This window comes from Acidiphilium sp. 20-67-58 (assembly GCF_002255515.1).
GTDB lineage: Bacteria > Pseudomonadota > Alphaproteobacteria > Acetobacterales > Acetobacteraceae > Acidiphilium.
This window is the reverse complement of record NZ_NCAS01000033.1, coordinates 24171-50128: the sequence shown is the minus strand read 5'-3', so window position 1 is coordinate 50128 and position 25958 is coordinate 24171. Positions and strand designations below refer to the sequence as shown.

At 69.9% G+C, this 25958-nt stretch carries 27 protein-coding genes and 1 tRNA gene; 8 read left to right on the top strand and 20 right to left on the bottom strand.

What is annotated here, in order from left to right:
- Nucleotides 1-158 precede the first annotated feature (158 nt).
- The 3 genes from B7Z76_RS12770 to B7Z76_RS12760 form a co-directional block, all read right to left on the bottom strand.
- Nucleotides 159-575, bottom strand: a complete 417-nt coding sequence (locus tag B7Z76_RS12770) for a DUF4168 domain-containing protein (protein ID WP_291344334.1) — start codon at nt 573-575, stop codon at nt 159-161.
- Between the two features lie 161 nt (nt 576-736).
- A complete protein-coding gene (mfd, locus tag B7Z76_RS12765; protein WP_291344332.1) occupies nt 737-4171 on the bottom strand; it encodes a transcription-repair coupling factor in 3435 nt (1144 codons plus the stop codon).
- On the bottom strand, nt 4168-4476 hold the full coding sequence (locus tag B7Z76_RS12760) for a succinate dehydrogenase assembly factor 2 (protein WP_174504245.1): 309 nt from the start codon (nt 4474-4476) through the stop codon (nt 4168-4170). The genes mfd and B7Z76_RS12760 overlap by 4 nt, the downstream gene beginning before the upstream one ends.
- A gap of 42 nt (nt 4477-4518) precedes the next feature.
- Between B7Z76_RS12760 and recG the strand changes: the two genes are divergently transcribed.
- A complete protein-coding gene (gene recG, locus B7Z76_RS12755) occupies nt 4519-6582 on the top strand; it encodes an ATP-dependent DNA helicase RecG (RefSeq protein WP_291344330.1) in 2064 nt (687 codons plus the stop codon).
- Nucleotides 6579-7013 carry an NUDIX hydrolase gene (locus B7Z76_RS12750; RefSeq protein ID WP_291344328.1) on the top strand — a complete coding sequence of 145 codons (435 nt, stop codon included), beginning with the start codon at nt 6579-6581 and terminating at the stop codon, nt 7011-7013. Before recG ends, B7Z76_RS12750 begins: the two co-directional genes overlap by 4 nt.
- On the opposite strand, the gene msrP is transcribed toward B7Z76_RS12750, so the two are convergent.
- Nucleotides 7006-7971 (bottom strand): protein-methionine-sulfoxide reductase catalytic subunit MsrP, encoded by a 966-nt coding sequence (gene msrP, locus B7Z76_RS12745; RefSeq protein ID WP_291344327.1) that lies wholly within the window; start codon nt 7969-7971, stop codon nt 7006-7008. The two genes, B7Z76_RS12750 and msrP, sit on opposite strands and share 8 nt — an antisense overlap.
- Nucleotides 7972-8070: 99 nt before the next feature.
- Here msrP and mazG point away from each other — a divergent pair, with 99 nt between their 5' ends.
- Nucleotides 8071-8853 (top strand): nucleoside triphosphate pyrophosphohydrolase, encoded by a 783-nt coding sequence (gene mazG / locus B7Z76_RS12740; RefSeq protein WP_291344325.1) that lies wholly within the window; start codon nt 8071-8073, stop codon nt 8851-8853.
- On the opposite strand, the gene B7Z76_RS12735 is transcribed toward mazG, so the two are convergent.
- From B7Z76_RS12735 to cysE, 7 genes are all read right to left on the bottom strand, one after another.
- Nucleotides 8850-9683 (bottom strand): inositol monophosphatase family protein, encoded by an 834-nt coding sequence (locus B7Z76_RS12735; protein WP_291344323.1) that lies wholly within the window; start codon nt 9681-9683, stop codon nt 8850-8852. The two genes, mazG and B7Z76_RS12735, sit on opposite strands and share 4 nt — an antisense overlap.
- A gap of 48 nt (nt 9684-9731) precedes the next feature.
- Nucleotides 9732-11042, bottom strand: a complete 1311-nt coding sequence (gene hflX, locus B7Z76_RS12730; protein WP_291344321.1) for a GTPase HflX — start codon at nt 11040-11042, stop codon at nt 9732-9734.
- Nucleotides 11043-11048: 6 nt separating this feature from the next.
- Nucleotides 11049-11360, bottom strand: a complete 312-nt coding sequence (gene hfq, locus B7Z76_RS12725) for an RNA chaperone Hfq (protein WP_174504238.1) — start codon at nt 11358-11360, stop codon at nt 11049-11051.
- A 221-nt stretch (nt 11361-11581) separates the two neighbouring features.
- Nucleotides 11582-12619: a tRNA 2-thiouridine(34) synthase MnmA gene (gene mnmA, locus B7Z76_RS12720; protein WP_291344319.1), complete on the bottom strand. Its 1038-nt coding sequence runs from the start codon at nt 12617-12619 to the stop codon at nt 11582-11584.
- 4 nt (nt 12620-12623) lie between these two features.
- Nucleotides 12624-12956: a ferredoxin family 2Fe-2S iron-sulfur cluster binding protein gene (locus tag B7Z76_RS12715; protein WP_174504236.1), complete on the bottom strand. Its 333-nt coding sequence runs from the start codon at nt 12954-12956 to the stop codon at nt 12624-12626.
- Between the two features lie 74 nt (nt 12957-13030).
- Nucleotides 13031-14197 carry a cysteine desulfurase family protein gene (locus B7Z76_RS12710; RefSeq protein WP_291344316.1) on the bottom strand — a complete coding sequence of 389 codons (1167 nt, stop codon included), beginning with the start codon at nt 14195-14197 and terminating at the stop codon, nt 13031-13033.
- Complete coding sequence (gene cysE, locus B7Z76_RS12705; protein ID WP_291344314.1) at nt 14172-15035, bottom strand: serine O-acetyltransferase; 864 nt, start codon at nt 15033-15035, stop codon at nt 14172-14174. The genes B7Z76_RS12710 and cysE overlap by 26 nt, the downstream gene beginning before the upstream one ends.
- 514 nt (nt 15036-15549) lie before the next feature.
- Here cysE and B7Z76_RS12700 point away from each other — a divergent pair.
- On the top strand, nt 15550-16215 hold the full coding sequence (locus tag B7Z76_RS12700) for an alpha/beta hydrolase (protein ID WP_174504233.1): 666 nt from the start codon (nt 15550-15552) through the stop codon (nt 16213-16215).
- Between the two features lie 54 nt (nt 16216-16269).
- Here B7Z76_RS12700 and B7Z76_RS12695 read toward each other — a convergent pair whose 3' ends face one another.
- Nucleotides 16270-17112 carry a DeoR/GlpR family DNA-binding transcription regulator gene (locus B7Z76_RS12695; protein WP_174504232.1) on the bottom strand — a complete coding sequence of 281 codons (843 nt, stop codon included), beginning with the start codon at nt 17110-17112 and terminating at the stop codon, nt 16270-16272.
- Between the two features lie 369 nt (nt 17113-17481).
- Nucleotides 17482-17928 carry a MucR family transcriptional regulator gene (locus B7Z76_RS12690; protein ID WP_174504909.1) on the bottom strand — a complete coding sequence of 149 codons (447 nt, stop codon included), beginning with the start codon at nt 17926-17928 and terminating at the stop codon, nt 17482-17484.
- Nucleotides 17929-18086: 158 nt separating this feature from the next.
- Between B7Z76_RS12690 and B7Z76_RS12685 the strand changes: the two genes are divergently transcribed.
- Nucleotides 18087-18350, top strand: coding sequence for a sulfurtransferase TusA family protein (locus tag B7Z76_RS12685; protein ID WP_291344338.1), 264 nt, complete (start codon nt 18087-18089; stop codon nt 18348-18350).
- On the opposite strand, the gene B7Z76_RS12680 is transcribed toward B7Z76_RS12685, so the two are convergent.
- From B7Z76_RS12680 to B7Z76_RS12665, 4 genes are all read right to left on the bottom strand, one after another.
- Nucleotides 18331-18762, bottom strand: a complete 432-nt coding sequence (locus B7Z76_RS12680) for a GNAT family N-acetyltransferase (protein WP_291344310.1) — start codon at nt 18760-18762, stop codon at nt 18331-18333. The genes B7Z76_RS12685 and B7Z76_RS12680 overlap by 20 nt on opposite strands.
- Nucleotides 18763-18854: 92 nt before the next feature.
- A complete protein-coding gene (tsaB, locus tag B7Z76_RS12675) occupies nt 18855-19556 on the bottom strand; it encodes a tRNA (adenosine(37)-N6)-threonylcarbamoyltransferase complex dimerization subunit type 1 TsaB (protein ID WP_291344308.1) in 702 nt (233 codons plus the stop codon).
- A 1-nt stretch (nt 19557) separates the two neighbouring features.
- Nucleotides 19558-20142, bottom strand: a complete 585-nt coding sequence (locus B7Z76_RS12670; RefSeq protein ID WP_174504230.1) for a malonic semialdehyde reductase — start codon at nt 20140-20142, stop codon at nt 19558-19560.
- 39 nt (nt 20143-20181) lie between these two features.
- Nucleotides 20182-20739: a NifU family protein gene (locus B7Z76_RS12665; protein ID WP_174504229.1), complete on the bottom strand. Its 558-nt coding sequence runs from the start codon at nt 20737-20739 to the stop codon at nt 20182-20184.
- A 202-nt stretch (nt 20740-20941) separates the two neighbouring features.
- Here B7Z76_RS12665 and B7Z76_RS12660 point away from each other — a divergent pair, with 202 nt between their 5' ends.
- Nucleotides 20942-21484 carry a Spy/CpxP family protein refolding chaperone gene (locus B7Z76_RS12660; RefSeq protein ID WP_174504228.1) on the top strand — a complete coding sequence of 181 codons (543 nt, stop codon included), beginning with the start codon at nt 20942-20944 and terminating at the stop codon, nt 21482-21484.
- Nucleotides 21485-21491: 7 nt separating this feature from the next.
- On the opposite strand, the gene B7Z76_RS12655 is transcribed toward B7Z76_RS12660, so the two are convergent.
- Entirely contained in the window at nt 21492-22196 is a 705-nt protein-coding gene (locus B7Z76_RS12655; protein ID WP_291344305.1) for a methyltransferase domain-containing protein, read from the bottom strand.
- Nucleotides 22197-22228: 32 nt separating this feature from the next.
- Between B7Z76_RS12655 and gloB the strand changes: the two genes are divergently transcribed.
- Nucleotides 22229-22960 (top strand): hydroxyacylglutathione hydrolase, encoded by a 732-nt coding sequence (gene gloB, locus B7Z76_RS12650; protein ID WP_174504226.1) that lies wholly within the window; start codon nt 22229-22231, stop codon nt 22958-22960.
- Between the two features lie 53 nt (nt 22961-23013).
- On the opposite strand, the gene B7Z76_RS12645 is transcribed toward gloB, so the two are convergent.
- Entirely contained in the window at nt 23014-24909 is a 1896-nt protein-coding gene (locus B7Z76_RS12645; RefSeq protein WP_174504225.1) for an AMP-binding protein, read from the bottom strand.
- 189 nt (nt 24910-25098) lie between these two features.
- Nucleotides 25099-25172, bottom strand: a tRNA-Cys gene (locus B7Z76_RS12640).
- A gap of 123 nt (nt 25173-25295) precedes the next feature.
- Here B7Z76_RS12640 and B7Z76_RS12635 point away from each other — a divergent pair.
- Nucleotides 25296-25958 (top strand): protein-L-isoaspartate O-methyltransferase, encoded by a 663-nt coding sequence (locus B7Z76_RS12635; protein WP_174504224.1) that lies wholly within the window; start codon nt 25296-25298, stop codon nt 25956-25958.

The following is a 25958-nucleotide window of genomic DNA, read 5'->3' as shown; positions in this document are numbered from 1 at the left end:
ACTTTCCGATCCGATTGGATCGGATGTAGTGCTCTAGCATATTGATAAGTCGAGCATCTTTATCCGATCAGATGATTCCATCTGATCGGATGATGCTCTGGATGGGTGCTGGCGACCGCAGCACCCCGCCTTGCGGCGGCGGCGCGGCGGTCAGGCGGTCATTTCTGCGCCGGCAGGCCGGCGGCGGCGAAGAGCTGCGCGCGCATCGAGGGATTCTGCCGGGCCTCGGCCAGGACCTGGTCGTATTGCCGGACGGTGAGGCCCTGGGCGGTGATCGCCGCCGCCGCCTTGGACTTGGCCGAGGCGATCAGGCGCTGCTTGCCGGCGGGGTCGGTCGTGTGGGCGAGTTTCGCGCCGTAGCTGTGGTTGATGTCGAGCACCTGGTGCAGCGCCTTGCCGGCCTTGGCGACGGTCTGCGGCGAGGCGGCGGGGGCGGCTGCCATCGAGCCGGTGGTGGGTGCGGGCATCGGGGTGGCGGCGCCGGGCGCGGTGGTCGCGGCCAGAGCGGGGGAGGCTGCGAAAGCGGCGGCGAGCAGGGCAACGGCACTGGCGCGGAAAAGGGTTCGGTCGTTCATGGGCATGACCTCTTCAGGCTGGGCGGCCGCAGGGCGGCCGCGGCGGCATCGTCGCCGGGCGGCGATGCGCGGGGCGGCCGAGGAGCGGCCGCCTTCCTCACGCAAAGATGAGGACCGGGGCGGCCGGAGCAAGTTTCGATTTGTTTAGTTACGCCACCGGATCATGCGGCTTTCGACTGGTCGAGAATCCGCTGGAGGTTGCCCACGATGTCCCGCGCGGCGGCGAGGCGGGCCTTCACGTCCATCTCGCGGACCATGACCAGCTTGTGGTCCGGGCGCAGGCGGAGCAGGCCGGCGCGGGTGGCGAGCCAGGAGACGAGGCCGCCGGGATTGGCGAAGGCGTTGCCGCGGAAGGCGACGACCATGCCTTTCGGCCCGGCCTCCAGCTTCTCGACGCCGACGGCGCGGCAGGCGCGCTTGAGCGCCACGGTGGCGAGGAGGTTTTCCACCTCCGCCGGCATCGGGCCGAACCGGTCGACCAGTTCGGCGGCGAGCGCCTCGCTCTCGGCATCGGTCACGAGCCCGCCGATGCGGCGGTAGAGGCCGAGGCGGACCGGCAGGTCGGCCACGTAGGCCTCGGGGATGAGGACGGGCAGGCCGAGGCCGATATTCGGCGTCCAGTCCCGCGCGGCCTCGCGCGATTGGCCGCCGCCGGCCGCGCGCAGCTCGGCCACCGCATCCTCCAGCATCTGCTGGTAGAGCTCGATGCCGACCTCGCGGATATGGCCGGATTGTTCATCGCCCAGCAGGTTGCCGGCGCCGCGCAGGTCGAGATCGTGGGAGGCGAGGGTGAAGCCGGCGCCGAGCGTGTCGAGCGTCTGCATCACTTCGAGGCGTTTCTGCGAGGAGGCGGCGAGCGTGTGCGAGGCGGGCCAGGTGAGATAGGCGTAGCCGCGCTGCTTGCCGCGGCCGACGCGGCCGCGCAGCTGGTAGAGCTGGCCGAGGCCGAAGAGATCGGCGCGCCAGATCAGGATCGTGTTCACCGCCGGCATGTCGAGCCCGGATTCGACGATGTTGGTGGCGAGCAGGACGTCGTGCTTGCCTTCGCTGAACTCGGTCATCACCCGCTCGATCTCGGTGGGGGGCAGGCGGCCATGGGCGGTGGCGGTGCGCAGGTCCGGCGCGATCTCGGCCAGGCGCTCGCGCATCCGGTCGATATCCTCGATATGCGGGACGACGCAGAAGATCTGCCCGCCGCGGAAGCGCTCGCGGGCGATGGCCTCGCGGATCACCAGCTTGTCCCACGGCATGATGAAGGTGCGCACGGCAAGGCGATCGACCGGCGGGGTGGTGATCAGCGAGAGGTCGCGCACGCCGGTCAGCGCGAGCTGGAGGGTGCGGGGGATCGGCGTCGCGGTCAGGGTGAGGACGTGGATGTCCGCCTTGATCTGCTTGAGCCGTTCCTTGTGGGCGACGCCGAAATGCTGCTCCTCGTCGACGATCAGCAGCGCGAGATCGGCGAAGGCGATGGTTTTGGAGAGCAGCGCATGGGTGCCGACGACGATGTTCACCGTGCCGTCGGCGAGGCCGGCCTTCACCTTCGCGGTATCCTTGGCGGAGACGAGGCGGGAGAGCTGCTCGACGCGGATGGGCAGGCCGGCGAAGCGCTCGGAGAACAGGCGGTAATGCTGGCGGGCGAGCAGCGTGGTCGGCACCACCACGGCGACCTGGGCGCCGGACATCGCGGCGATGAAGGCGGCGCGGAGGGCCACTTCGGTCTTGCCGAAGCCGACATCGCCGCAGACCAGCCGGTCCATCGGCTTGCCGGCGGCGAGATCTTCCATGACATCGGCGATGGCGCGGGCCTGGTCCTCGGTTTCGGTATAGGGGAAGCGGGCGCAGAACTCGGCGAAGGCGCCGTCATCGGCGGCGAGGATCGCGGCGTCGTGCAGCTTGCGCTCGGCGGCGATGCGGATGAGGCCGGCCGCCATGTCGCGGATGCGGTTGCGGGCCTTGGCCTTGCGCGCCTGCCAGGAGGCGCCGCCCAGGCGGTCGAGCCCGACGCCGGCGGTCTCGCTGCCGAAGCGGGAGAGCATGTCGATGTTCTCGACCGGCAGGAAGAGCTTCTGGTCGCCATCGTAGAGCAGGCGCAGGCAGTCATGCGGCGCGCCGTCGACGCTCAGCGTCACCAGCCCGTCATAGCGGCCGATGCCGTGATCCTGATGGACGACGAGATCGCCCTCCGCGATTTCGGTGGCGTCGGCGATGAACTGGTCGGCGCGCTGGCGGCGGCGCGGCGGGCGGGCGATGCGCTGGCCGAGCAGGTCCTGCTCGGCGACGATGGCGAGATCGTCGGCGACATAGCCGCGCTCGAGGCCGAGAATGGCGAGCAGTATGGCGTCGCCCTGGGCGATGCGGGCCTCGGCGGCGTTGTCGATCGGGATCGAGCGCATGCCGTGGTCGCGCAGCAGGGCGGCGAGACGGTCGCGCGAGCCGGCGGACCAGGCGGCGAGGACGACGCGGCGCCCGGCCTCGCGCCAGCGGGCGGCGAGCAGGCGGAATTCGTCATAGACCGAGGCGATGCCCTGGGCGGCGGCGAGGATGGCGCCGGGACGGCCGCCGGCTTCGACACCCTCGGCCCCGTCGGGCCGGGCGAAGGGGGAGAAGACGGTCGCGCCACGGGCGCGGAGCAGCGCATCGAGGCCGGCGCGGTCGAGATAGAGGCTGGCGGGCGGGATCGGCCGGTAGGGCGCCTCGCCGGCGCGGGGCGGGGCGCGGCGGGCTTCATAATGATCGGCGATCATCTCGAAGCGGGCGGCGGCGGCCTCCTCGGCCTGGTGGTCGAGGCTGATGGCAGCACCGGGCGCATAGTCGAACACGGTTTCCATCGTCTCGCAGAAGAGCGGGGCGAAATGTTCCATGCCGGGCTGGCGGCGGCCGTCGGAGATCGCCTCGTAGAGCGGGTCGGCCTGCGCCTCGGCGCCGAACAGGTCGCGAAAGCCGGTGCGGAAGCGGCTGACCGCCTCGGCATCGAGCGGCAACTCGGTGGCGGGGCGGAAGGTGAGCTGGTCCAGCGCCTCGCCGCTGCGCTGGGTGCCGGGGTCGAAGCGGCGAAGTGTATCTACCGTGTCGCCGAACAGGTCGATGCGGGCAGGCGTCGGCTCGCCGGCGGGCCAGACGTCGAAAATGCCGCCGCGGACGGCGAAATCGCCGGGTTCCATGACGGTGCCGACGCGGTGATAGCCGCGCTGTTCGAGAAAGCGGGCGAGATCGTCCGGGGCGGCGGCGCCGCCGGGGGCGATGGTGCGGCTGGCGCCGGCGAAGCGGGCGCGCGGCGGGGTGCGCTGGACGGCGGCGTTCACCGTGGTCAGCACGATGCGGGTGCCCTTCGCCGGCTCCAGCAGCCGGGCCAGGGCGGCGACACGGTCGGAGACGATGGCCGGGTTGGGCGAGACGCGGTCGTAGGGCAGGCAGTCCCAGGCGGGGAAGCGGATGATCTCGGCGGCGGGGGCGAAGAAGGCGAGCGCGTCCTCCAGCCGGGCGAGGCGGGCATCGTCGCGCGCGATGTGCAGCACCGTGCCGGCCTCGGCGGCGCGGCGGGCGATCAGGTCGGCGTCGAACCCTTCCGGCGCGCCGTAGACGGGAAGCAGGCTCATCGCCCGCGCTTGGCGCCGAACTCGCCCTGCGCGATCTCCGCCGCCTCGTCGCGGATGCGGTGGAACATGTCCGAATCGGCTTCAGGCGGGACCGGCTTGCGGCCGGTCAGCCAGTCCGCCAGCTCGGCGTCGGGGTGTTCCATCACCGCCTCCAGCGCGTCGAGCGCGGCATCGTCCATCGCGTCGATATATTTGCGGGCGAAACCGCCGATCATCAGGTCGTTTTCATAGGTGCCGCGATGGGTGGCCCGGTAGAGCAGCCGGCGGCGGCGCTGCGCGAGCGCCTCGGTCGATACATCGGTCATGATGGGTTGCGATATAGTGGAGTGCTCCGCCACTGTCAGCCCGTGACCACCAACATCTCCGAGTCGCTGGCGCCGTTCCGGGCCGAGCTTGCCAGCCTGCCGGGCGTCGGCCCGAAACTCGCGGCGCTGATCGCGCGCGCGGTGGGCGGGCCACGCGTGGGCGACCTGCTGTTTCACCTGCCGCTGCATTTCATCGACCGCTCGCGGTTTTCGACGCTGGCCGAGGCGGAGCCGGGGATGGTTGCGACGGTTATGATCGAGGTGGTGCGGCACGAGGCGCCGGCGCGGCGGGGGCAGCCGCACCGGGTGGTGATTCGCGACGCCAGCGGCTTCGGCGAGGTGGTGCTGTTCCATCCCGGGCGGCTGCGGCAGTTTCCGCTGGGGGCGAAACTGCTGCTGTCGGGCAAGGTCGAGCGGTTCGCCGACCGCCCTACCCTGCCCCATCCCGATTACGTGCTGGCGGCGGAGGACGCGGCGCGGCTGCCGGCGATCGAGCCGGTGCGGGGGCTGACGGCGGGGCTTTCGGCGCGGCTGATGGCGCGGGCGGTGGACGGCGCCCTCGCCCGTCTGCCGGAGCTGCCGGAATGGCAGATGCCTTCCGTGCTGAAGAAGCAGGGCTGGCCGGGATTCGCCGCCGCGCTGCGGGCGCTGCAGGCGCCCGAATCGATGCCGGACGACCGCCCGGCGCGGCGGCTCGCCTATGACGAGTTGCTGGCGCGGCAGCTCGCCTTCGCGCTGATCCGCGCGCGGCGGCGGCGGCGGACGGGGCGCGCCTTTGCCGGGGATGGGCGGCTGCGGGCGGCGGCGCTGGCGCGGTTCGGCTTCGCGCCGACCGCGGCACAGGACGAGGCGCTCGCCGAGATCGACGCCGATCTCGCGTCACCGCACCGGATGCTGCGGCTGTTGCAGGGCGATGTCGGCGCGGGGAAGACGCTGGTGGCGACGCTGGCGATGCTGCGCGTGGTCGAGGCCGGGGCGCAGGCCGCCCTGCTCGCCCCCACCGAATTGCTGGCCCGCCAGCATCTCGCGACGCTGGAGAAACTCTGCCCCGTGCCGGTCGCGCTGCTGACCGGCTCGCTGCGGACGGCGGAGCGGCGGCGCGTGCTGGCCGGGCTCGCCGACGGGTCGATCCCGATCGTGGTCGGCACCCATGCGATCTTCCAGAAGAGTGTCGCGTTCCACGATCTCGGCCTCGCGGTGATCGACGAGCAGCACCGGTTCGGCGTCGAGCAGCGATTCGCCCTCGGCGCCAAGGGGCGGGCGACGGACATGCTGGTGATGACGGCGACGCCGATCCCGCGCACGCTGCTGCTCTCGCATTGGGGGGAGATGAGCGTGAGCCGGATTCTCGCCAAGCCGGCCGGGCGGCAGCCGATCCGCACCACGCTGCACCCGGCGGGGCGGATGGAGGAGATCGTCGCCGCGGTGGCGCGGATGATCCGCCAGGGCGGGCGGGTCTATTGGGTGTGTCCGCTGGTGGCCGAGAGCGAGGCGATGGACATCGCCGCCGCCGAGGCGCGGTTCGCCGCACTCGCCGAGCGGTTCGGCGCGCGGGTGGTGCTGGCGCATGGGCGCCAGCCGATCGAGATCCGGGCGGCGGCGCTGGAGCGCTTCGCCCGCGGCGAGGCGGATATCCTGGTCTCGACCACGGTGATCGAGGTGGGGGTGGACGTGCCGGAGGCGAACGTGATGGTGATCGAGCATGCGGACCGGTTCGGGCTGGCGCAGCTGCACCAGCTGCGCGGGCGGGTCGGGCGCGGGGCGGCGGCGAGTTTCTGCCTGCTGCTGCATGGCGACGAGCCGAGCCAGGCGGCGCGGCGGCGGCTCGCGATCCTGCGGGAGACGGAGGACGGGTTCCGCATCGCCGACGAGGATTTCCGGCTGCGCGGCGGCGGTGACATATTGGGGGCGAAACAGTCCGGCCTGCCCGGCTACCTTCTGGCGGACGCCGAACGCGACGAGGACCTGATTGCGATGGCGCAGAAAGACGCGACCCTGCTGCTCGACACCGACCCGCAGCTCGAATCCCCGCGCGGGCGGGCGGCGCGGGTGCTGCTGCACCTGTTCGAGCAGGACCGCGCGATCCGCGCGCTGGTGGCCGGATGAGCCGGGCCTATCCGGAGGCGCCGCGCGTCGGCATCGGGGTGGTGCTGCTGCGCGGCGACGAGGTGCTGCTGATCCGCCGCGGCCGCAAGCCGGCACTCGGGGCCTGGAGCCTGCCGGGCGGCGGCCAGGAGCTGGGCGAGACGGCGGAGGCGGCGGCGCGGCGGGAATTGCGCGAGGAGACCGGGCTCGAAGCCGGGGCGCTCGTGCTGGCGGCGCATGTCGATTCGATCCATCGCGATGCGGCCCAGCGCATCGAGTTCCATTACACAATCCTCGATTTCGCCGGGCTGTATCAGGGCGGCGAGGCGGTGGCGGGCGATGACGTGACCGACATCGCCTGGGCCAGGGCGGCGGAATTCGACCGCTACGAATTGTGGAGCGAGGCGCGGCGGGTGATCGGCATCGCCCGCCGGCTGCTGGGCGTCACATGAACAGTTTCTTGTCCTGCTTCATGCCGGCATAGAGCGGGGCGACCCATTTGCCGTAGCCGTTGTAAATTTGCGTCGGCACCACATCGCCGGTGCCGATGACGCGCTCGCGCGCCTGGCTCCAGCGCAGGGTGGGGTAGTTCGGGTTCACATTGGCCCAGAAGCCATACATGTCCGGGCTGGTCTTTTCCCAGAAGGTGACCGGTCGCTCCTTGGTGAATTCGATGCGGACCAGGGATTTCGCCGACTTGAAGCCGTATTTCCAGGGCAGCACGACGCGGATCGGCGCACCGTCCTGCTTGGGCATCTTCGCGCCGTACATGCCGGTGCCGACGAAGGCGAGCTCGTTCATCGCCTCCGCCATGGTCAGGCCCTCGTGATAGGGCCAGGGGAAGAAGGGGATCGACAGGCCCGGCATCACCTTGGGATCGGCGAGCGAGGTGAAGCGGAGATATTTCGCCCCCGAGAGCGGCTTCGCCAGCTTGACCAGCTCGGCGAGCGGAAAGCCTTCCCAGGGGACGACGAGGGACCAGGCCTCGACACAGCGATGGCGGTAGATTCGGGTTTCGGTGCTGACCTTCTTCATCAGGTCGTCGAAGGAGATGGTGAAGGGCTTTTCCACCATGCCGTCGATGCGGATGGTCCAGGGCTCGGTGGGGAGCTTCTGGGCCTTGGGCCAGATGTCCTTGTGCAGGCCGAATTCGTAGAAATTGTTGTAGGTTTCGGCATTGTGGCGAGGGGTAAGGCTGCGCGCGGGGTCGAAGCGGGCGGCGGAGGGCGGGTAGTCGGCGATGCGATCGCCCGGTTTGGCATTCGCATCGGCCAGCGCGGCGCCGATCTGGCCGAAGCCGAGCATGGCGCCGCCCAGCGTGGCGAGGGCGGCGCGGCGGTTGAGGGCGAGATGCGGGGGGGTTGCATCCCGCTCGGGCAGGGACCAGTCCGGTGTGCGGATGACGTGCATGGTTGTTCTCCTCGGGCGATAGATTACTCTGGTGCGCGCTGGCCATTCATCAAGCCGCCGTGACCGCGGCGGGATCACCCATCACAGCTTCGGGATCGCATGACCGACAGACCGATCGACCGCCTCCTCGCCGTCATGGCCGCACTTCGGCATCCGCAGACCGGATGCCCGTGGGATCGCGAGCAGGATTTCGCCACCATCGCTCCCTATACGGTCGAAGAGGCCTATGAGGTTGCGGACGCGATCGGAAAAGGCGATCCGGCGGCGCTGCGCGACGAGCTGGGGGATCTGCTGTTCCAGGTGGTGTATCACGCGCGGATGGCGGAGGAGCGCGGCTGGTTCGGCTTCGACGAGGTCGCCGCCGGGATTGCCGCGAAGATGATCCGCCGGCATCCGCATGTGTTCGGCGATGCCGCGGCGCGGGACCAGGCGGCGCAGACCCAGGCCTGGGAGGCGGACAAGGCGCGCGAGCGGGCGGCGCGGGCGGAGAGCGGCCTGCTGGATGGCATCGCCACCACGCTGCCGGCGCTGATGCGGGCGCGCAAGCTCGCGGCGCGGGCGGCACGGGTGGGTTTCGACTGGCCGGATGCGGAGTCGGTTCTCGACAAGCTCGACGAGGAGACGGCGGAGCTGCGCGCCGAGCTGGCGGGGGCGGACCCGGCGCGGATCGAGGACGAGCTGGGCGACATGTTCTTCGTGATGGTCAATCTCGCCCGCAAGCTCGGCTGCGATGGCGAGCAGGCGCTGGCGCGGGCGAATGCGAAGTTCGAGCGCCGGTTCCGCGCGGTGGAGGCGAGGCTCGCCGCCGCCGGGACCACGCCGGAAGCGGCCGGGCTCGCGGAGATGGAAGCGCTCTGGCAGGCGGTGAAGCTGGAAAGCTAGCCGTAGAGCGCGTCGCGCAGGCGGTGCCAGGTGTCGCGGTCGGCGGCGGCGATGAGGCCGCCATCGATGTCGGCGGGGCGCCAGGCCTCGCCATCCGGGCGGCGGACATGGCCGCCGGCCTCCTCGACGATCAGCGTGCCGGCGGCATGGTCCCACGGCAGGGTGCGGCGGGAGACCGTGGCGTGCATGTGGCCCGACGCCATGGCGCGGTAGGTGGCGGCGGCGCAGCGCAGGTTGGGCGTCTGCCCGATTGCGTCGAGACGGGCGAGCACGCGGGATTTTTCGTCCGCCGCCATGTATTGCCAGGAGACCGAGGCGATCATCTGCGCGAGCGGCGCCGGGGCGGCGACGCGCAAAGGCAGGAATTCGGCACGCGCCGCCGCGCCGCGGAGCAGGAAGGCGCCGGCGCCGCGCGTGGCGAGCATGGTATCGTCCCGCAGCGGGTCGTGGATCAGGCCGGCGATGGTCTGGTTGCCCTCGACCAGGGCGATCATCAGGCCGAACAGCGGCAGGCCGGCGGCGTAGTTCTGGGTGCCGTCGATCGGGTCGATCACGAAGACCGGGGCGGGGCCGGCGACCGCGCCGAGCAGGGCGGGATCGGCGGCGACCGATTCCTCGCCGATCACCGCGACATCGGGGAAGAGGGCGCGCAGGCCTTCGGTCAGCGCGCGCTCGGCCGCCTCGTCGGCCACGGTCACGGGGTCGAGCGGGCCGGATTTGGTGCGCAGATCGGCCGGGCCGATATGGCCGAAGCGCGGCATCACGATGCTGCCGGCGACCTCGCGCAGCAGCGCCGCGATGGCGGAAAGGTCGGATCTGTCAGGCATCATGGGCGGGATTCCGTGGCGATGGATGGGGTGCCGGATCGGGGCGATGGATCAGGGGGTCGGGGCGTGCAGCGCGGCCTCGTGGTCGCGCTCGAAGCGGGCGCGGTCTTCGGGGCGGAGCCGGACCTCGATGGCGATGGCATCCTCGCCATCCATGCGGGAGAGCACCTCGCCGTGGCGGTAGAGCCAGGCGAGGGCGGCACCGTCGGCATGGGCGAGCCAGTAGGTCGCGACCTGCATGGCGCCGGCGAGCCGGGCATCGATCGCGGCGCGCAGGGTTTCGAGATTTTCGCCGGAAAGCGCCGAGACGGCGATGGCGGCGGGGCCCGGCAGGTCCGAGATCGCGGGATCGAGCAGGTCGATCTTGTTCATCACCTCGATGCAGCGGGAGGACCAGCCCTCGTCGATCATGCCGGAACGGGCCATGCCGTCGAGCACCGAGATCACGTCGGCGCGCTGGGCGGCGCTGTCGGGGTGGGCGCAGTCGCGGACATGGAGGATGATGTCGGCGGCGGCGACCTCTTCGAGCGTGGCGCGGAAGGCGGCGACGAGTTCGGTCGGCAGGTCGGAGATGAAGCCCACCGTGTCCGACAGGATGGCGTGGCGGCCGGAGGGCAGGACGATGAGGCGCATCGTCGGGTCGAGGGTGGCGAAGAGCTGGTCCTGCGCGTGGACGGTGGCGCCGGTGAGCGCGTTGAACAGCGTCGATTTGCCGGCATTGGTGTAGCCGACCAGGGCGACGACGGGATAGGGCACGCGGTTGCGCGCGGCGCGGTGCAGGGCGCGGGTGCGGCGGACCTCGTCGAGCTCGCGGCGGAGGCGGGCGATACGGTCGGTGATCAGGCGGCGGTCCGCCTCGATCTGGGTTTCGCCGGGGCCGCCGAGGAAGCCGAAGCCGCCGCGCTGGCGCTCCAGATGGGTCCAGGAGCGGACGAGGCGGGAGCGCTGGTAGGCGAGATGCGCGAGTTCGACCTGCAGCACGCCCTCGGCGGTGCGGGCGCGCTCGCCGAAAATGTCGAGGATCAGGCCGGTGCGGTCGATGACCTTGCATTTCCAGGCGCGTTCGAGATTGCGCTGCTGCACCGGGCTGAGCGTGGAATCGACCACCGCGACGCCGATTTCGGCCTCGGCGATGGAGTCAGCGATGCGCTGCACCTGGCCCTCGCCGAACAGGGTGGCGGGGCGGTGGGCGCGGAGCTGGACGATTTCCTCATGGGCGATGACGAGGCCGATCGAGGCGGCGAGGCCGATGGCTTCGGCGAGGCGGGCCTCGGCCTCGCGCGGGCCGTTGCGCCGCCCGCCATGCTCCCAGGGCAGCAGGATGGCGGCGCGGGTGGGTGCGGCCTTTGTCGGTATGGTCAATCCGGCCTACTCGGCGTCGCGATCGGCATCGCCGGCACGGCCGAGGGAGAGAGTCGCCCCGCTGCCGCCGGCCGCGCCTTCGGCCTTGGTCGCATCGAAGAGCTGGATCGGCGCGCCGGGCATCACGGTCGAGATCGCGTGCTTGTAGACGAGCTGGGTATGACCGTCGCGACGGAGGAGGACCGAGAAATTGTCGAACCAGGTGATGACGCCCTGCAGCTTCACGCCGTTCACCAGGAACACGGTGACCGGGGTCTTGCTCTTGCGAACGTGATTGAGGAACACATCCTGCACGTTCTGCGATTTTTCGTTGGCCACGTGTGGAATCCTTTTTTTCTTGCCGTGCATGGCTTGTGCCATGGCGTGGTTGCATCGACCCGCGGCAGGGAGATCCGGCACGCGGGAGCGGCTCCGGCCGGCCGGACTTCAGGCTGACGGGGGGCGCCAGTCTGGATATAGACCGCCACGGCGGCGAAACCAATCAGACTTGTCGGCGAGGTGCGAAAAAAACCCGGCTTGCGACGGCGGCGATCACCGGATCACAGGATGAAGCCGCCGCCGAGGACGCGGGTGTCGCGATACACAACGCAGGCCTGGCCGGGGGCGGCGAGAGCGGGGGTATCGAGGGTGACGAGGTTGCGGGCGATGTCGATCTCGGCGGGGTGCGGCGTCTCGCCGGCGCGGAGCTTGACGCTGGCGCGGAACGGGGCGGCGGGCGGGTCGATCAGCCAGTTCGGCTCGGCGATCCGCACCTCGCGGCCGCCGGCGCCGCGCGGGCCGACGACGATGCGGCGGCGGGCGGCGTCGATCCTGGTGACGACATGGCCGGAGGCGGCGCCCAGTCGCTTGGCCTGGCCCACCGTGTAGCGGGCGATGCCCTGGTGATGGTCGAGCACGGCGCCGTCCTCGGTGACGATCTCGCCGGGGGCGGCGGCATCGGGGCGGAGCTTCGCGACGATGTCGGCATAGGTGCCGGAGGGGACGAAGCAGATATCCTGGCTGTCCGGCTTTTCGGCGACGGGCAGGTGCATCCGCGCGGCCTCGGCGCGGACGGCGTCCTTGTCCGGCATGGTGCCGAGGGGGAAGCGGGCGAAGGCGAGCTGGTCGCGCGTGGTGGCGAACAGGAACCAGGACTGGTCGCGCCGCGCATCGACCGCGCGATGCAGCTCGGCGCCCTCGGCGCCCTCCTCGCGGCGGACATAATGGCCGGTGGCCAGCGCCTCGGCGCCGAGATCGCGGGCGAGGCCGAGCAGGTCGCCGAACTTGAGGTGCTGGTTGCAGCGCACGCAGGGGACCGGGGTGCGGCCATCGGCATAGGCATCGGCGAAATCGCCGATCACCGCAGCGCGGAAGGCGGCCTCGGCATCGATCACGTAATGGGCGATGCCGAGACGGTCGGCGACGTTGCGGGCGTCGTGGATGTCCTGCCCGGCGCAGCACGCGCCCTTGCGGCCGGTGGCGGCGCCGTGATCGTAGAGCTGGAGGGTGACGCCGATCACCTCGTGCCCGGCCTCGTGCATCAGCCCGGCGACGACCGAACTGTCCACCCCGCCGGACATGGCGACGACGACGCGCATGGTCTCAGCCGTCCTGCGCGTTCCGCACGCCGGCGGGCAGCTTCACGACGAGCCCGTCCAGCACCGGGGACATCACGATCTGGCAGCCGAGGCGGGAGGTCTTTTCAAGGCCGAAGGCGAGGTCGAGCATGTCTTCCTCGTCTTCCGAGGCGGCGGCGAGCTTCGCGAACCAGTCGGGCTCGACGATGACATGGCAGGTCGAGCAGGCGAGCGAGCCCTCGCAGGCGCCTTCGATGTCGATCCCGTGCTTGTGGGCGATTTCGAGCACCGACAGGCCGGACGGGGCGTCCACCGTCCGGCGCGTGCCGTCGCGCTCGATGAAAGTCATGTTCGGCATGTGCGACCCCTGAATCCGTTGCGTTATCCGTTGCGTAGTCGGTTGCGGTGCGAGGGCGCGCGTCCGGGCGCCGTTCACGCAGCCGAGGTAGAGACATGCGCGGATTTGCGCAAGGCGCGGTCGGCAAGACGCCGATATGCGGCGAGGAATCGGGCGGGCGCGTCGTCCGGCGCGTTCCAGGGCAGCGAGACGCGGATGGCGTTGGACGCGAGATCGCCCAGCCCCATCGCGGCCAGGACGTGGCTGCGCGCGACCTTGCCCGAGGAGCAGGCCGCGCCGGCGGAGACGCGGATGCCGGCGAGATCGAGCGCGATGACCTGGGTTTCGGCGGCAAGGCCGGGCAGGATCAGGCAGGTCGTGTTCGCCAGCCGGGGCGCGCCGGCGCCGGCGATGCGCGCGCCGCACGCGCGTGCGCCGGCCTCGATCGCATCGCGCAGGGCGGCGAGGCGCGGAGTTGAGCCGGCGGTGGCATGGACGGCATCGAGGGCGGCATCGAGGGCGGCGGCGAAGCCGGCGATGCCGGGCAGGTTGTGGGTGCCGCCGCGGCGGCCCTGTTCCTGGCCGCCGCCGCGGATCAGCGGGACGAGGCGGGCGGCGGCGTCGGGGGCGAGCAGCAGCGCCCCCGCCCCTTTCGGGCCGCCGAGCTTGTGCGCGGAGATGGCGACGCTGGAGGCACCCTGGGCGAGATAATCGGGATCGGCAACGCGGCCGGCGGCCTGCACGGCATCGACATGCAGCATCGTGCCGCACGCAGCGCAGAGGGCGGCGATGGCGGCGATGTCGTTCAGCACGCCGGTTTCGTTGTTCGCCGCCATGACGCAGGCAAGGGTCGGGCGGCATTCGGCCAGCAGGGCGGCGAAGGCGGCAAGGTCGAGCTGTCCCGCGTCATCGACCGGGGCGATGCGGGCATTGGGGGCGGCGGCGCGCACGGCGTCGTGCTCGGTGGCGCCGATGACGATGGCGCCGCCGGCGGCGAGGCCGTGGATCGCCATCGCGTTCGCCTCGGTCGCGCCGGCGCAGAAGACGAGGTTTTCCGGCCGGGCGCCGAGCCGGGCGGCGAGGGTGGCGCGGGCGGATTCGAGATATTTGCGCGCCGCCCTGCCCTCGGCATGGACCGAGGCGGGATTGCCGTCGAGATCGAGGGCGGCGAGGATTGCCGCGCGGGCTTCGGGGCGGAGCGGCTCGGTCGCGTTGGCGTCGAGATAGAGGCCCGGGTCAGCCGCGGGCGATGGGCGCGTCATGGATGGGCTCGCGCAGCGCGGCATCATCGGGTGTGTGCGCTTCGGCGTGATCGGGTGTGCGCGACTCCGCGTGATCGGGTTTGCGCGACTCCGCGTGATCGGGTGTGCGCGATTCCGCGCGGTCTGGTGTGCGCGATTCCGCGTGATCGGGTTTGCGCGATTCCGCGCGGTCTGGTGTGCGCGATTCCGCGCGGGCGACACGGGCTTCGAGATCGGTCAGTTCGGCGCGCAGACGCTCCATCTCGCTCAGCAGCGGGTCGAGGCAGGGGTCGCAGGGCGTGCCATAGGGGTCGAACCGGGGTTTGGACGGGCGGATCGAGGTGCCGCGCTCGACCGGGCGGGCGGGAATGCCGACCACGGTGGTATTCGCCGGCACATCGGCCACCACCACGGCATTGGCGCCGACGCGGGCGTTCTCGCCGATCAGGATGTTGCCCAGCACCTTGGCGCCGGCACCGATGATGACGTTGTTGGCAAGCGTCGGGTGGCGCTTGCCGCGCTCGCTCGACGTGCCGCCGAGCGTGACCTGGTGGTAGAGATAGACATCGTCGCCCAGCACCGCGGTTTCGCCGATGACCACGCCCATGCCATGATCGATCATGCAGCGGCGGCCGATCGTGGCACCGGGATGGATCTCGATGCCGGTCGCCACCCGGGCGAGATGCGAGAGGAAGCGGCCGGCGAGTCGCAGCCGGTGCCGCCAGAGCCAGTTCGCGACACGGTGCAGCAGGACGGCGTGCAGGCCCGGATAGCACAGCAAAACCTCGAGATCCGACCGGGCGGCCGGATCGCGCTGGCGGTAGGCCCGGATGGTTTCACGCAAAAACATTGAGCTCATGCGACATTTCCGTGGAAAATCTGGATGCCATCCGTTATCTCTGTGCCTCTCCGGCGATATTGGCGCCGGATGGACGAAATGAAAGCTCTAAAAGCTCTAGCGGGCCCTGGGATACGAATTTTCGGGCGGGAGACGAAGTTTTGGCGGACGCCTTCCCCGGCAGGCATGGCAACGGCGCGACGCGGCGTGCTGCGGAAGGGCGGAGACACAGGGCTCCGCACGCTGGACCGGCGGCTTTCGGGCCGGCGACCGGAACAATGCCAGAGGCCGTGCTGGGGGCCATGGTTGCGGATGATCGCGCTCGTCATGACGGGGAGAGTAGGTATGCATACCGGACCGGTCAATCATGCGTGGAGGCAACCTATATATAAGTGTCGAAGCCGTTTCCCCGGCTCCGGCGGCACTTGAGGGTGCGAGGGCGGCTTCGGGCCGCCGGCGGGGAAATATTCCTGCACCCGGCGACGATCGAAGGCCGGGTGATGTGACGATCGATTGGGAAAGACCAGACAATACCATGCCTGAAGTTATGTTTGCCGGGCCGGATGGCCGTCTCGAAGGGCGTTATCACCATGCCAAGGACCGGGGGGCGCCGCTCGCGCTGGTGCTGCACCCGCATCCGCTGCATGGCGGAACCATGAACAACCGCATCACCTACACGATGTACCAGGTGTTCCAGCGGCTTGGCTTCTCGGTCATGCGGTTCAATTTCCGCGGCGTCGGGCGCAGCCAGGGCAGCTATGACGGCGGGATGGGCGAGATCAACGACGCGGCCGCGGCGCTCGACTGGATGCAGGCGCTGAACCCCGGGCATGCCGGGCTGTGGATTTCGGGCTATTCGTTCGGCGCCTTCGTCGGCATGCAGTTGCTGATGCGCCGGCCGGAGGTTTCGGGCTGGATCAGCGTTGCCCCGCCGGCAGCGCATTACGATTTCGGCTTCCTTGCCCCCTGCCCTTGCGGCGGGCTGATGATCCATGGCGATGCCGACGAGCTGGTGCCGGAGAATTCGGTGCGCAAGCTGGTCGACAAGCTCAACACGCAGAAGGGTGTCGCCGTCGATTACCGCGTGCTGGCCGGCGCCGACCACGTGTTCGCCAACCATGCCGAGGCGATCGGCGAGGCGGTGGAGACCTATGTCAGCGGCGCGATCGCGCGCAAGCACATGGCGCTGGCCGCCGACTGAGCGCCAACCCGATATCGCGACAGAGCGCCCGGCCCGGCAACGGACCGGGCGTTTTCATGTCGGCGATCCGGACGGCGATCCGGGCGGCGATCCGGGCGGCGATCCGGACGGAGGCTGGGGGGCCGGGTCGGCGACGTGCAGTTCGATGCCGAGCGTGCCGATCAGGGCGGCGATCGGCGGCGGCGGCGGCAGGTCGGTATAGAGGGCGGAGACCTGGGCGAGCGTGCCGATCCGCACCATCGCCGGGCGGCCGAACTTGGAATGATCGGTGACGAGGACGACGCGGCGGGCGTTGCGGATGATCGCCTGCGAACAGATCACCTCATCCATGTCGAAATCGTAGAGCGCGCCATCGGCGTCGATGCCGGAGACGCCGATGATGCCGATATCGACGCGGAAACGGTCGAACATGTCGCGGGTGGCCTGGCCGGTGATGCCGCCATCGCGGTTGCGGACCATGCCGCCGGCGACGATGACGCGGAAATCGGTGCTTTCGCTCATGATCCGCGCGACGTTGAGATTGTTCGTGATCACCGAGAGATCATGATGGCCGAGCAGGGCGCGGGCGACCTGTTCGGTGGTCGAGCCGATATTGATGAAGAGCGAGGCGTGTTCGGGAATGTCCGCCGCCACCATGTCGGCGATGCGGAGCTTGGCTTCGAGATGGACCACGCGGCGGCGGTTGTATTCCATGTTCTCGATGCTCGATGGCAGGCCGGCGCCGCCACGGTAGCGGCTGAGCTTGCCATCGGCGGCGAGCGCGTTGAGGTCGCGGCGGATGGTCTGCACCGTGACGTCGAAATGGCGGGCCAGCGCCTCGATCGTCTGAAAGCCATTCTGCTCGACCAGGGCGACGATTTCCGCCCGCCGGCTGATGGATGCGGCATGATCCAACACGCGATGTTCCTTTTCCGGGTGCGAAACAAAAAGACGGCGGCGTTTCGCTTGCGAAGATTGTAGGATGAGGGTGCGCGAAAAGGCAATCGGGCCAGGCGACCAGATGGCGGGCAGATGGCGGGCAAGAAAAAGCCCGACGGGGAGACCCCGCCGGGCATTCGGCCGAAACCTTTGAGACGTGCTCTAAATTATCGATAAACCGAGTATCTTTATTTTGTCAGATGACACCATCCGGTCAGATGTTTCCATCTGACCGGATAATGCTTTAGAGCACTTTCCGATCCTGATGGATCGGATGTAGTGCTCTACCACGTTGATAATCAGAGCATCTTTATCCGGGCAGATGATATCATCTGACCGGATGATGCTCTACTCGCCCTTCTTGGCGCGCCCGGAGCCGGAGGGGGTGGCGCCGGCGGTCTTGGTGCCGAGGCCGATCTTCTTGGCGAGGGTGGAGCGCTGCTTGGCATAGGCGGGGGCGACCATCGGATAGTCGCTCGCCAATCCCCACCGCTCGCGATACTGCTCGGGCGTCAGATTGTAGGCCGATTTCAGATGACGGCGAAGCATCTTGAGTTTTTTTCCATCCTCAAGACAGACGATGTAATCGTTGAAGACGGATTTCTTCGGATTGACTGCCGGCTCGAGCGGCGGCGGCGGCTCTTCTACAGGCTGATCCGTGCCGCTGAGGCTCGTGTAGACATCCCGGATGAGCGTGGGCAGCATTTCGGCCGAAACCGAATTGTGCGATACATGCGCTGACACAATCTGCGCGGTGAGTTGTAGGAGTTGTTGTGTGTCATGGCTATCCGGCATCACTGGTCCTTCTTCGACACTACTTGATCATTTACCTGAAAACTGATCTGGAGCATTTTGATGTGAATTGCAAGAATTTACGTTTGAAATTCGTCCGAAAGGCGGATGTAATTCATCTCATCGATGTTCCATTTTTTGAAATTGGTTAGAAAATGGTAATCCAGGATATGAAAGTCATGGAACTCCCTGCCCATAACCGGGCCATCGACATTACTGCGGAAACCTGTCCGATGACTTACGTGCGGACACGGCTGGCGCTCGATTCGATGGCGGCGGGGGAGATTTTGCTGGTGCGGCTGCGCGGCGCCGAGCCGCGGGCGAACGTGCCGCGCGCCGCCGCCGACCAGGGGCACGATTTGCTCGACATGTTCGACCTGCCGGATGGCAGCGCCGTGGTGGTGATCAGGAAAGCGGACGCGTGAACAGCAGCGCGTCGCGCCCCGGACCGTAATAATCGCGCCGGCGCCCGGCGGGGCGGAAGAGGCAGGCGCGATAGAGGCGGATGGCGGCATCGTTGTCCGCCGCGACCTCGAGAAACACCGTCTCGGCCCCCCTGCCCCGCGCTTCCGCCAGGGCGGCGCCCAGCAGGGCGCGGGCGATGCCGCGCCGGCGGGCGGTGGCGGCGACGCCGATGGTCAGGATCTCGGCCTCGCCGGCAACCGCACGGGCGAGGACGAGCCCGCCTGCGGGGGCGATGAAGCCAAAGGTCGTCGGGTTCTCGAACAGGGTGGCGATGGCCGCTTCCGACCAGGGATCGTCCGGGAAGGCGGCGGCGTGGATCGCGGCGAGGGCGGCGGCGTGCGCGGCCGTGGCCGGCGCGGGTTGGTCTGGCACCCCTGCGGGCGCGGGCCAGTCTTGCGCCCCTGCGGGCGCGGGTTGGTCTGGCGCCGCTGCGGGCGCGGAATTATCGCCGTTGCCCGCGCCGGTCACGGGGCCGGGTTGGTGGGGGTGGTGTCGTGCCCCTGCGGGGGCGGGCGCAGGCCGCCGGCGGGCAGGCGTGCCTCGGGCGGATCGACATAGAGCGGGGCGGCGGGGCGCGGCGCGTGCCCTGCGGCGAGGCGCTGGCGCAGGGCGGCGGCGATGCCGGCGATGGTGCAGGTCTCGATCCCGGTGGGCACGGCATCGTGGCCGGCTTCGGCGAGGCGGGATGCGATATCCGCCGCACGGTCGCCGGCAAGGGCGATCGGGCCTTCGGGGGTGGGCAGGTCGGTCTCGTCGAAGGCGCTCGCTTCGCCGTCCCGTTCCAGGAAGAGGCGGCCGCGCCGGGCCGTGGTGACGACCCAGAGCTTGCGGCCGGGATCGGGCAGCAGCGCCGCCATCGCCTCGCCCACGGTGACGCCATAGACCGGGATGCCGGCGGCGAGGCCGATTCCGTGCGCGAGGGCAAGCGAGGCGCGCAGGCCGGTGAAGCTGCCGGGGCCGATGGTGACGGCAATGCCGTCGAGCGAAGCGGCGGCGAGCCCCGCCTCGTCGAGACAGGACGCCGCCCAGACCGGCAGCAGGTCGGCAAGACCGGTCTCGGGCGCGCCCTCGCGCGCGGCGCGGAGGCGATCACCCTCGATCACCCCCGCGCGGGCGGATTTCAGCGCGGCATCCAGCACCAGAAGCCGCGCGGCGGGCGGCGTCATCTCAGAGCAGGACGCAGGCTTCGTCGAACCCGAGGCGCGGGGCGCGGGGGAACGGATCCTCGGCCACGCCGTAGCCGAGATTGATCAGGAAATTCGACCGCCAGCCCTGGTCGGAGAGGAAGGTCTGGTCGACCCTCGCCTTGTCGAACCCGGACATCGGGCCGCAATCGAGCCCGAGGGCGCGGGCGGCCATGATGAGATAGGCCCCCTGCATCGTGCCGTTGCGGAAGGCGGTTTCCTCGGCGAGGTCGGGGTTGCCGGCGAACCAGCCGCGGGCATCGGCATGGGGGAAGAGCTTCGGCAATTCTTCATAGAATTGCGGGTCGTGCGCGACGATGACGGTGACGGGGGCGGACATCGTCTTGTCGATATTGCCGGGGTTGAGGGCGGGTTTCAGCCGCTCGCGCGATTCGGGGCTGCGCAGGAAGAGGAAGCGCGCGGGCGAGCAATTGGCCGAGGTGGGGCCGTATTTGAGCAGGTCGTAGAGTTTTTGCAGCGTGTCGTCCGGGACCGGCGTGTCGGTCCAGGCGGATTTGGTGCGGGCGGTGCGGAACAGCGCATCGAGCGCGCCGGCATCGAGGGTCATGCGGGTCTCCGTCGGGTTCGGGGCGTCAGGCCAGCTGGCTCAGGCCATTACCTGCTGCACCGATTTCACTTCGGGGACGTAATGTCTGAGCAGGTTCTCGATACCCATCTTGAGGGTCGCCGTCGAGGAGGGGCAGCCGGAGCAGGCGCCCTGCATGTGCAGCGACACCACACCGTCGCGGAAGCCGCGGAAGACGATGTCGCCGCCATCGCCGGCGACCGCGGGGCGGACCCGCATGTCGAGCAGTTCCTTGATCTGGTCGGCGATCTCGCGGTCGGCCGGATCGACATCCTCCGCCGCGTCTTCCTGCGCGCTGTCCATCACCGGGCGGCCGGAGAGGAAATGCTCCATGATCGCGCCGAGCACCTGCGGCTTGAGCGAGGGCCACGCGCCCGGATCGTCGCCGGTGACGGAGATGAAATCGGCGCCGAGAAAGACGCGGACCACGCCGGGCAGCGCGAACAGCGACGCGGCCAGCGGGCTCGACGCCGCGGCATCGGCGGTGTCGAAATCGGCCGAGCCCTGGCCGAGCACCTCGCGGCCGGGGAGGAATTTCAGCGTGGCGGGGTTGGGGGTAACATCGGTTTCGATGAACATTGGTGGTCTCCGTCGTCAAACCGGACCTGTGCGGTCCTCTCCGGGACAACATCGTCCCGAACGGGGCAAAGAACAAGGGGGGTGACGCAGGGCAAAACCGCGGATGAAATCGCCGTAGGCCATGATTCCGACACGGCGGCGCCAGCATCGCGTCATGAAACGCAGGCTAGAGCGGGATGGTTCAACCAACCGGAGTTCCGACATGAAGCCGATCCGCGCCGTCCGCAGCCTTCGCACCCACGCCCCCGCCGCCTTGCTGGCCGCGACCATGGCCGGCGCCTCGATCGCCGCAATCGCCCTGCCGCATGCGAGGGCGGCGACCCCCGAAAGCAAGACCACGAGCAAGACCACGACCACGACCACAACGGCCCCTGCCCCGCATTCGCGCATGCTCGTCCATGTCGATCACCGGCTCGCGGCGCTGAAGGCGAAGCTGCGGATCACCGCTTCCGAGCAGCATGCCTGGCACGGTTTCGCCCAGGTCTCGCGCGACAACGCGACCGCGATCGCGACGCTCTACCAGAGCCGGGCCGCGCATCTCGCGACGATGAACGCGGTGCAGAACATGGAATCCTTCGCCGCGATCCAGGCGAAGCAGGCGGACAACATGAACAAGCTGACCGCCGCGTTCCAGACGCTCTACGGCAAGCTCGACGCGAGCCAGCAGAAGACGGTCGATTCCATGTTCCGGGCCTATGCCGAGCACCACATGGCGCATCACCGGAAGCTGCACGCCAAGGGCTGACGCCCCCTCAGCGCTCGGCGAGGACGAGGCGGCGGCGGCCGGCGCGCAGCGGGATGACGCCGGCGACGTCCTTCGTCGCCTCGGTGATGACGACGCCGCCGGCCTGGGCGGCGATGCGCCGCCCGACACGCTCGACCAGCGGGGCGGCGCGGAGGACGGCGCGGCCGCCGAGCGGGGGGAGGAACAGGGCGGCGTCGCGCCGCTCGACCCGGAACAGCGACTCGGCGAGCATCCGACCGAGTTGCGCGGGCGAATAGGGCTGGCCGTGGCCGAAGGGCGTGCGGTCGAGATAGGCCCAGGACGAGGCGCGGTTGGGCACCACCACGATCATCCGCCCCGCCGGGCGCAGCACCCGCCACGCCTCGCGCAGCAGGCGGCGGGCGGTTTCGGCGTGTTCGAGACCATGGATCAGCAGCAGCCGGTCGATGCTGACATCGGCGAGCGGCAGGGCATCGTCCTCGACCAGCACGCTGAGGCCGGGGCGGGAGACGGGCCAGGGGGCGGCGCCGATCTGCGCCGGCACCGCGGCGATGCAGCGCGTCGCCCGGTCGCGCCAGAGCCGCAGATAGGGGCCGGGATAGCCGAGGCCGAGAACCTCGAGGCCGCGCGCCTCCGGCCAGAATGCGCGCAGCCGGGCGCGGATCAGCCGGGCGGTGGCGGCGCCGCGCGGCGTGGCGTAGAAATCGGCGATCGAGGGCGCATCGAGACGCATTCCTCCCGTATAGCATGAGAGAAGGACGGATCATGACGATTTCCCATCGCGGCTTCACGATCACGCGGGTGCCGATGCTGGCCGACAATTATGCCTGGGCGGTGGCGCATGGCGGGGCGAGCGCCTTCGTCGATCCGGCGGATGCGGCGGCGGCGATCGCTTCCGTCGAGGCGGCGGGCGGGCGGCTGGACTGGGTACTGCTGACGCATCATCACGACGATCATATCGCCGGGGCGGTGGAACTCGCGGCGCGGTTCGGCGCGCGTATCGCCGGCAATGCGGCGGATGCGGCGCGGCTGCCGAAGCTGGATGCGGCGCTGGCGCCGGGGGAGACGATCGATCTCGGCGGGGCTGCGGTCAGGATGATCGCGACACCGGGGCATACGGTCGGGCATGTCGCCTATGTGTTCGGCGATGCGGCTTGCGCCTGCGGCGATACGCTGTTCAGCCTCGGCTGCGGGCGGATGTTCGAGGGCACGCCGGCGCAGTTCCATGCCAGCTTGCAGGCGCTGGCGGCACTCGACCCCGAGATGCTGATGCTGTGCGGGCATGAATATACGCTGTCGAACGCGCGGTTTGCCCGCCATGTCGATCCTGACAACGCGGCCGTGGCGGCGCGGGCGGCGGAGGTGGAGCTTCTGCGCGCGGCGGGCGCGCCGACGCTGCCGGTGCGGCTCGCCGACGAGCTGGCGGCCAATCCCTTCCTCCGCGCCGCCTCGGCCGAGGAATTCGCCCGGCTGCGCGCCGCCAAGGACAGGTTCTGAACCGGCGGCGGGCCGGGGCAGAGTCTGATCCCGGCGGCGGGCCGGGGCAAAGATCAGGGCGAGAGCAGCGGGGCGATCTGATCGAGCACGGCGGCGTCCTCGATCGTGGGCGGGATGACGGGTTTGGCGCCGTTCGCCATCTGCTTCATCGTCGCGCGGAGGATCTTGCCGGAGCGGGTCTTGGGCAGGCGCTGGACCACCAGCGCGTCCTTGAACGCGGCGACCGGGCCGATGCGCTCGCGCACCAGGGCGACGAGTTCGGCGGCGATCTCGGCATCCGGCCGGGCGACGCCGGATTTCAGCACGACGAGGCCGAGCGGCACCTCGCCCTTCACCGCGTCCTGCCGGCCGATCACCGCGCATTCGGCGACGTCCTGGTGGGCGGCGAGGACCTCTTCCATCGCGCCGGTCGACAGGCGGTGGCCGGCGACGTTGATGATGTCGTCGGTGCGGCCCATCACCCAGATATCGCCATCCGCATCGACCATGCCGGCATCGCCGGTGCGATACCAGCCGGGGAAGGTTTCGAGATAGGCGCGGCGGTAGCCCTCGTCGTCCTGCCAGAGGGTGGGGGCGCAGCCGGGGGGCAGCGGCAGGCGGATGGCGAGGGCGCCGACCTCGCCCTGGGGCATCAGCCCGCCCTCGGGGTTGAGGGCCTGGACATCGTAGCCCGGACAGGGGCGGCCGCCGGAGCCGGGCTTGAACGCGGTGAGGCCGAGGCCGCGGAAGCGGGCGGAGATCGGCCAGCCGGTTTCGGTCTGCCACCAATTGTCGATCACCGGCTTGCCGAGCAGGGCGGCGATCCATTCGGCGGTCGGCGGGTCGCAGCGTTCGCCGGCGAGGAACAGGGCTTCGAGTTTCGAGAGATCATGCTGGCGGGTGAGCGCGCCCTCGGGATCCTGCTGCTTGATCGCGCGCAGGGCGGTGGGGGCGGTGAACAGGGTTTTCACCCCGTGCTCGGCGCAGACGCGCCAGAAGGCGCCGGCATCCGGCGTGCCGACGGGCTTGCCCTCGTACATCACGGTGGTGACGCCGGCGAGCAGCGGGGCATACACGATATAGGTGTGGCCGACGACCCAGCCGACATCGGAGGCGGTCCACATCACCTCGCTCGCGCTGCCGGGGCCGGGATGGACGTCGTACATCATCGGGATGGTGGCGGCGAGGGCGACGGCGTGGCCGCCATTGTCGCGGACGATGCCCTTGGGCCGGCCGGTGGTGCCGGAGGTGTAGAGCACGTAGAGCGGGTCGGTCGCGGCGACGGGGACGGGATCGTGCGGGGCGGCGGCGGCCTCGGCGTCGAGATAATCCTCGTCGCGGCCGGGGACGAGATCGGCGCGCAGGGCCTCGCGCTGGAAGATCAGGCAGGCGCGCGGCTTGTGGGCGGCGCGATCGAGAGCAGCGTCGAGGATCGGCTTGTAGGGCACGATGCGGCCGGGTTCGAGGCCGCAGGAGGCGGCGATGACCAGTTTCGGCTCGGCGGAATCGATGCGGCTGGCCAGCTCGGGGGCGGCGAACCCGCCGAAGACGACGGAATGGATGGCGCCGAGCCGGGCACAGGCGAGCATCGCGATCGCCGCTTCGGGGACCATCGGCATGTAGATCACCACGCGGTCGCCCTTCGCGACACCGCGGGCGGCGAGCGCGCCGGCGAGCTTCGCCACCCGGTCGCGCAGGGCGCGATAGGTGTAGCGGGCGATGCGGCCTTCCATCGCGCTGTCCCAGATCAGGGCGATGCGCTCGCCGGCGCCGGCGGCGATGTGACGGTCGAGGCAGTTGGCGGCGGTGTTCAGCGTGGCGCCGGGAAACCAGCGCCCGAACGGACCCTGGGTGGGGTCGAACACTTTTTCATAGGGGGTGATCCAGTCGATCCGGCGGGCGGCCTCGGCCCAATATTCCTCCGGGGCGTTGTGCCATTGATCATAGCGCGCCTGGTATTCGCTGGACATTTTTTCGCTCCCCTTGTTTCCGTTGGCCGGCTGTTACGGGCAGACTAGGAGCAAGCGGCGCCGCGGGCAATCAGGGCGGCGGCGTATTGGCGCGGGATCGCAAGAGATAGCGCGCTGGTCTTTCTGGTAGCTTGGGAGGTAGCTTGGGACAACGCGCGAATTTTCAGGCAGCGCAGAGTAAAACGCTGCTGGAGGTCCGGGCGGGAATCGAACCCACATTCAAGGATTTGCAGTCCTCTGCATAGCCACTCTGCCACCGGACCGGCGCGGCTTACCCCGGCTTATCGGGCGGGGACTGGCCGCGGTCAAGCCCCGGGGGATCGATGACTTTGCCGGATCGGCCGGCGCGTCCTATAGAGGGGCGGCTCCAGCGTAGAGGATCTCCGATGTCGGACAAAGAAGGATATTTCCGCGCCGCCCGCACGATGATGGTGGACGGCCAGATCCGGCCCAACAACATCGCGGACGACCGGATCATCATCGCCATGCGCACGATCCGGCGCGAACGATTCTGCCCGGCGGCGCAGGCGAATCGCGCCTATGCCGATGCCGACCTGCCGCTCGGCGGCGGGCGGTTCATGCCGGCGCCGCTGAGCGTGGCGCGGCTGGCCTATTTCGCCGCGGCGGCACCGGGCGCGCGGGTGCTGGTGGTGGGGGCGAACACCGGATATTGCGCCGCCTTGCTGGCGTCATGCGGCGCGGTGGTGACGGCGCTGGAGGAAGATGCCGGCCTGCGCGCGGCGGCGGCGGCGGCGCTGGCCGCCGAGGCGCCGGAGGTGCGGCTGGTCGGCGGCGCGCTCGCGGCGGGAGCGCCGGCGGCGGCGCCGTTCGACGTGATCGTGATCGAGGGCATGGTGGACGCGCTGCCGGAGGGATTCGCCGCACAGCTCGCACCGGGCGGTCGGCTGGTGTGCGTGCTGCGCGAAGGCGGGATCGGCCGGATCGTGGTGGCCGAGGCGGTCGGCGGGCGGTTTGCCCATCGCGCCATGGCGGATTGCAACATGCCAGCGCTTGCCGCGTTTGAACGTAAGACAGCATTCAGTTTTTGA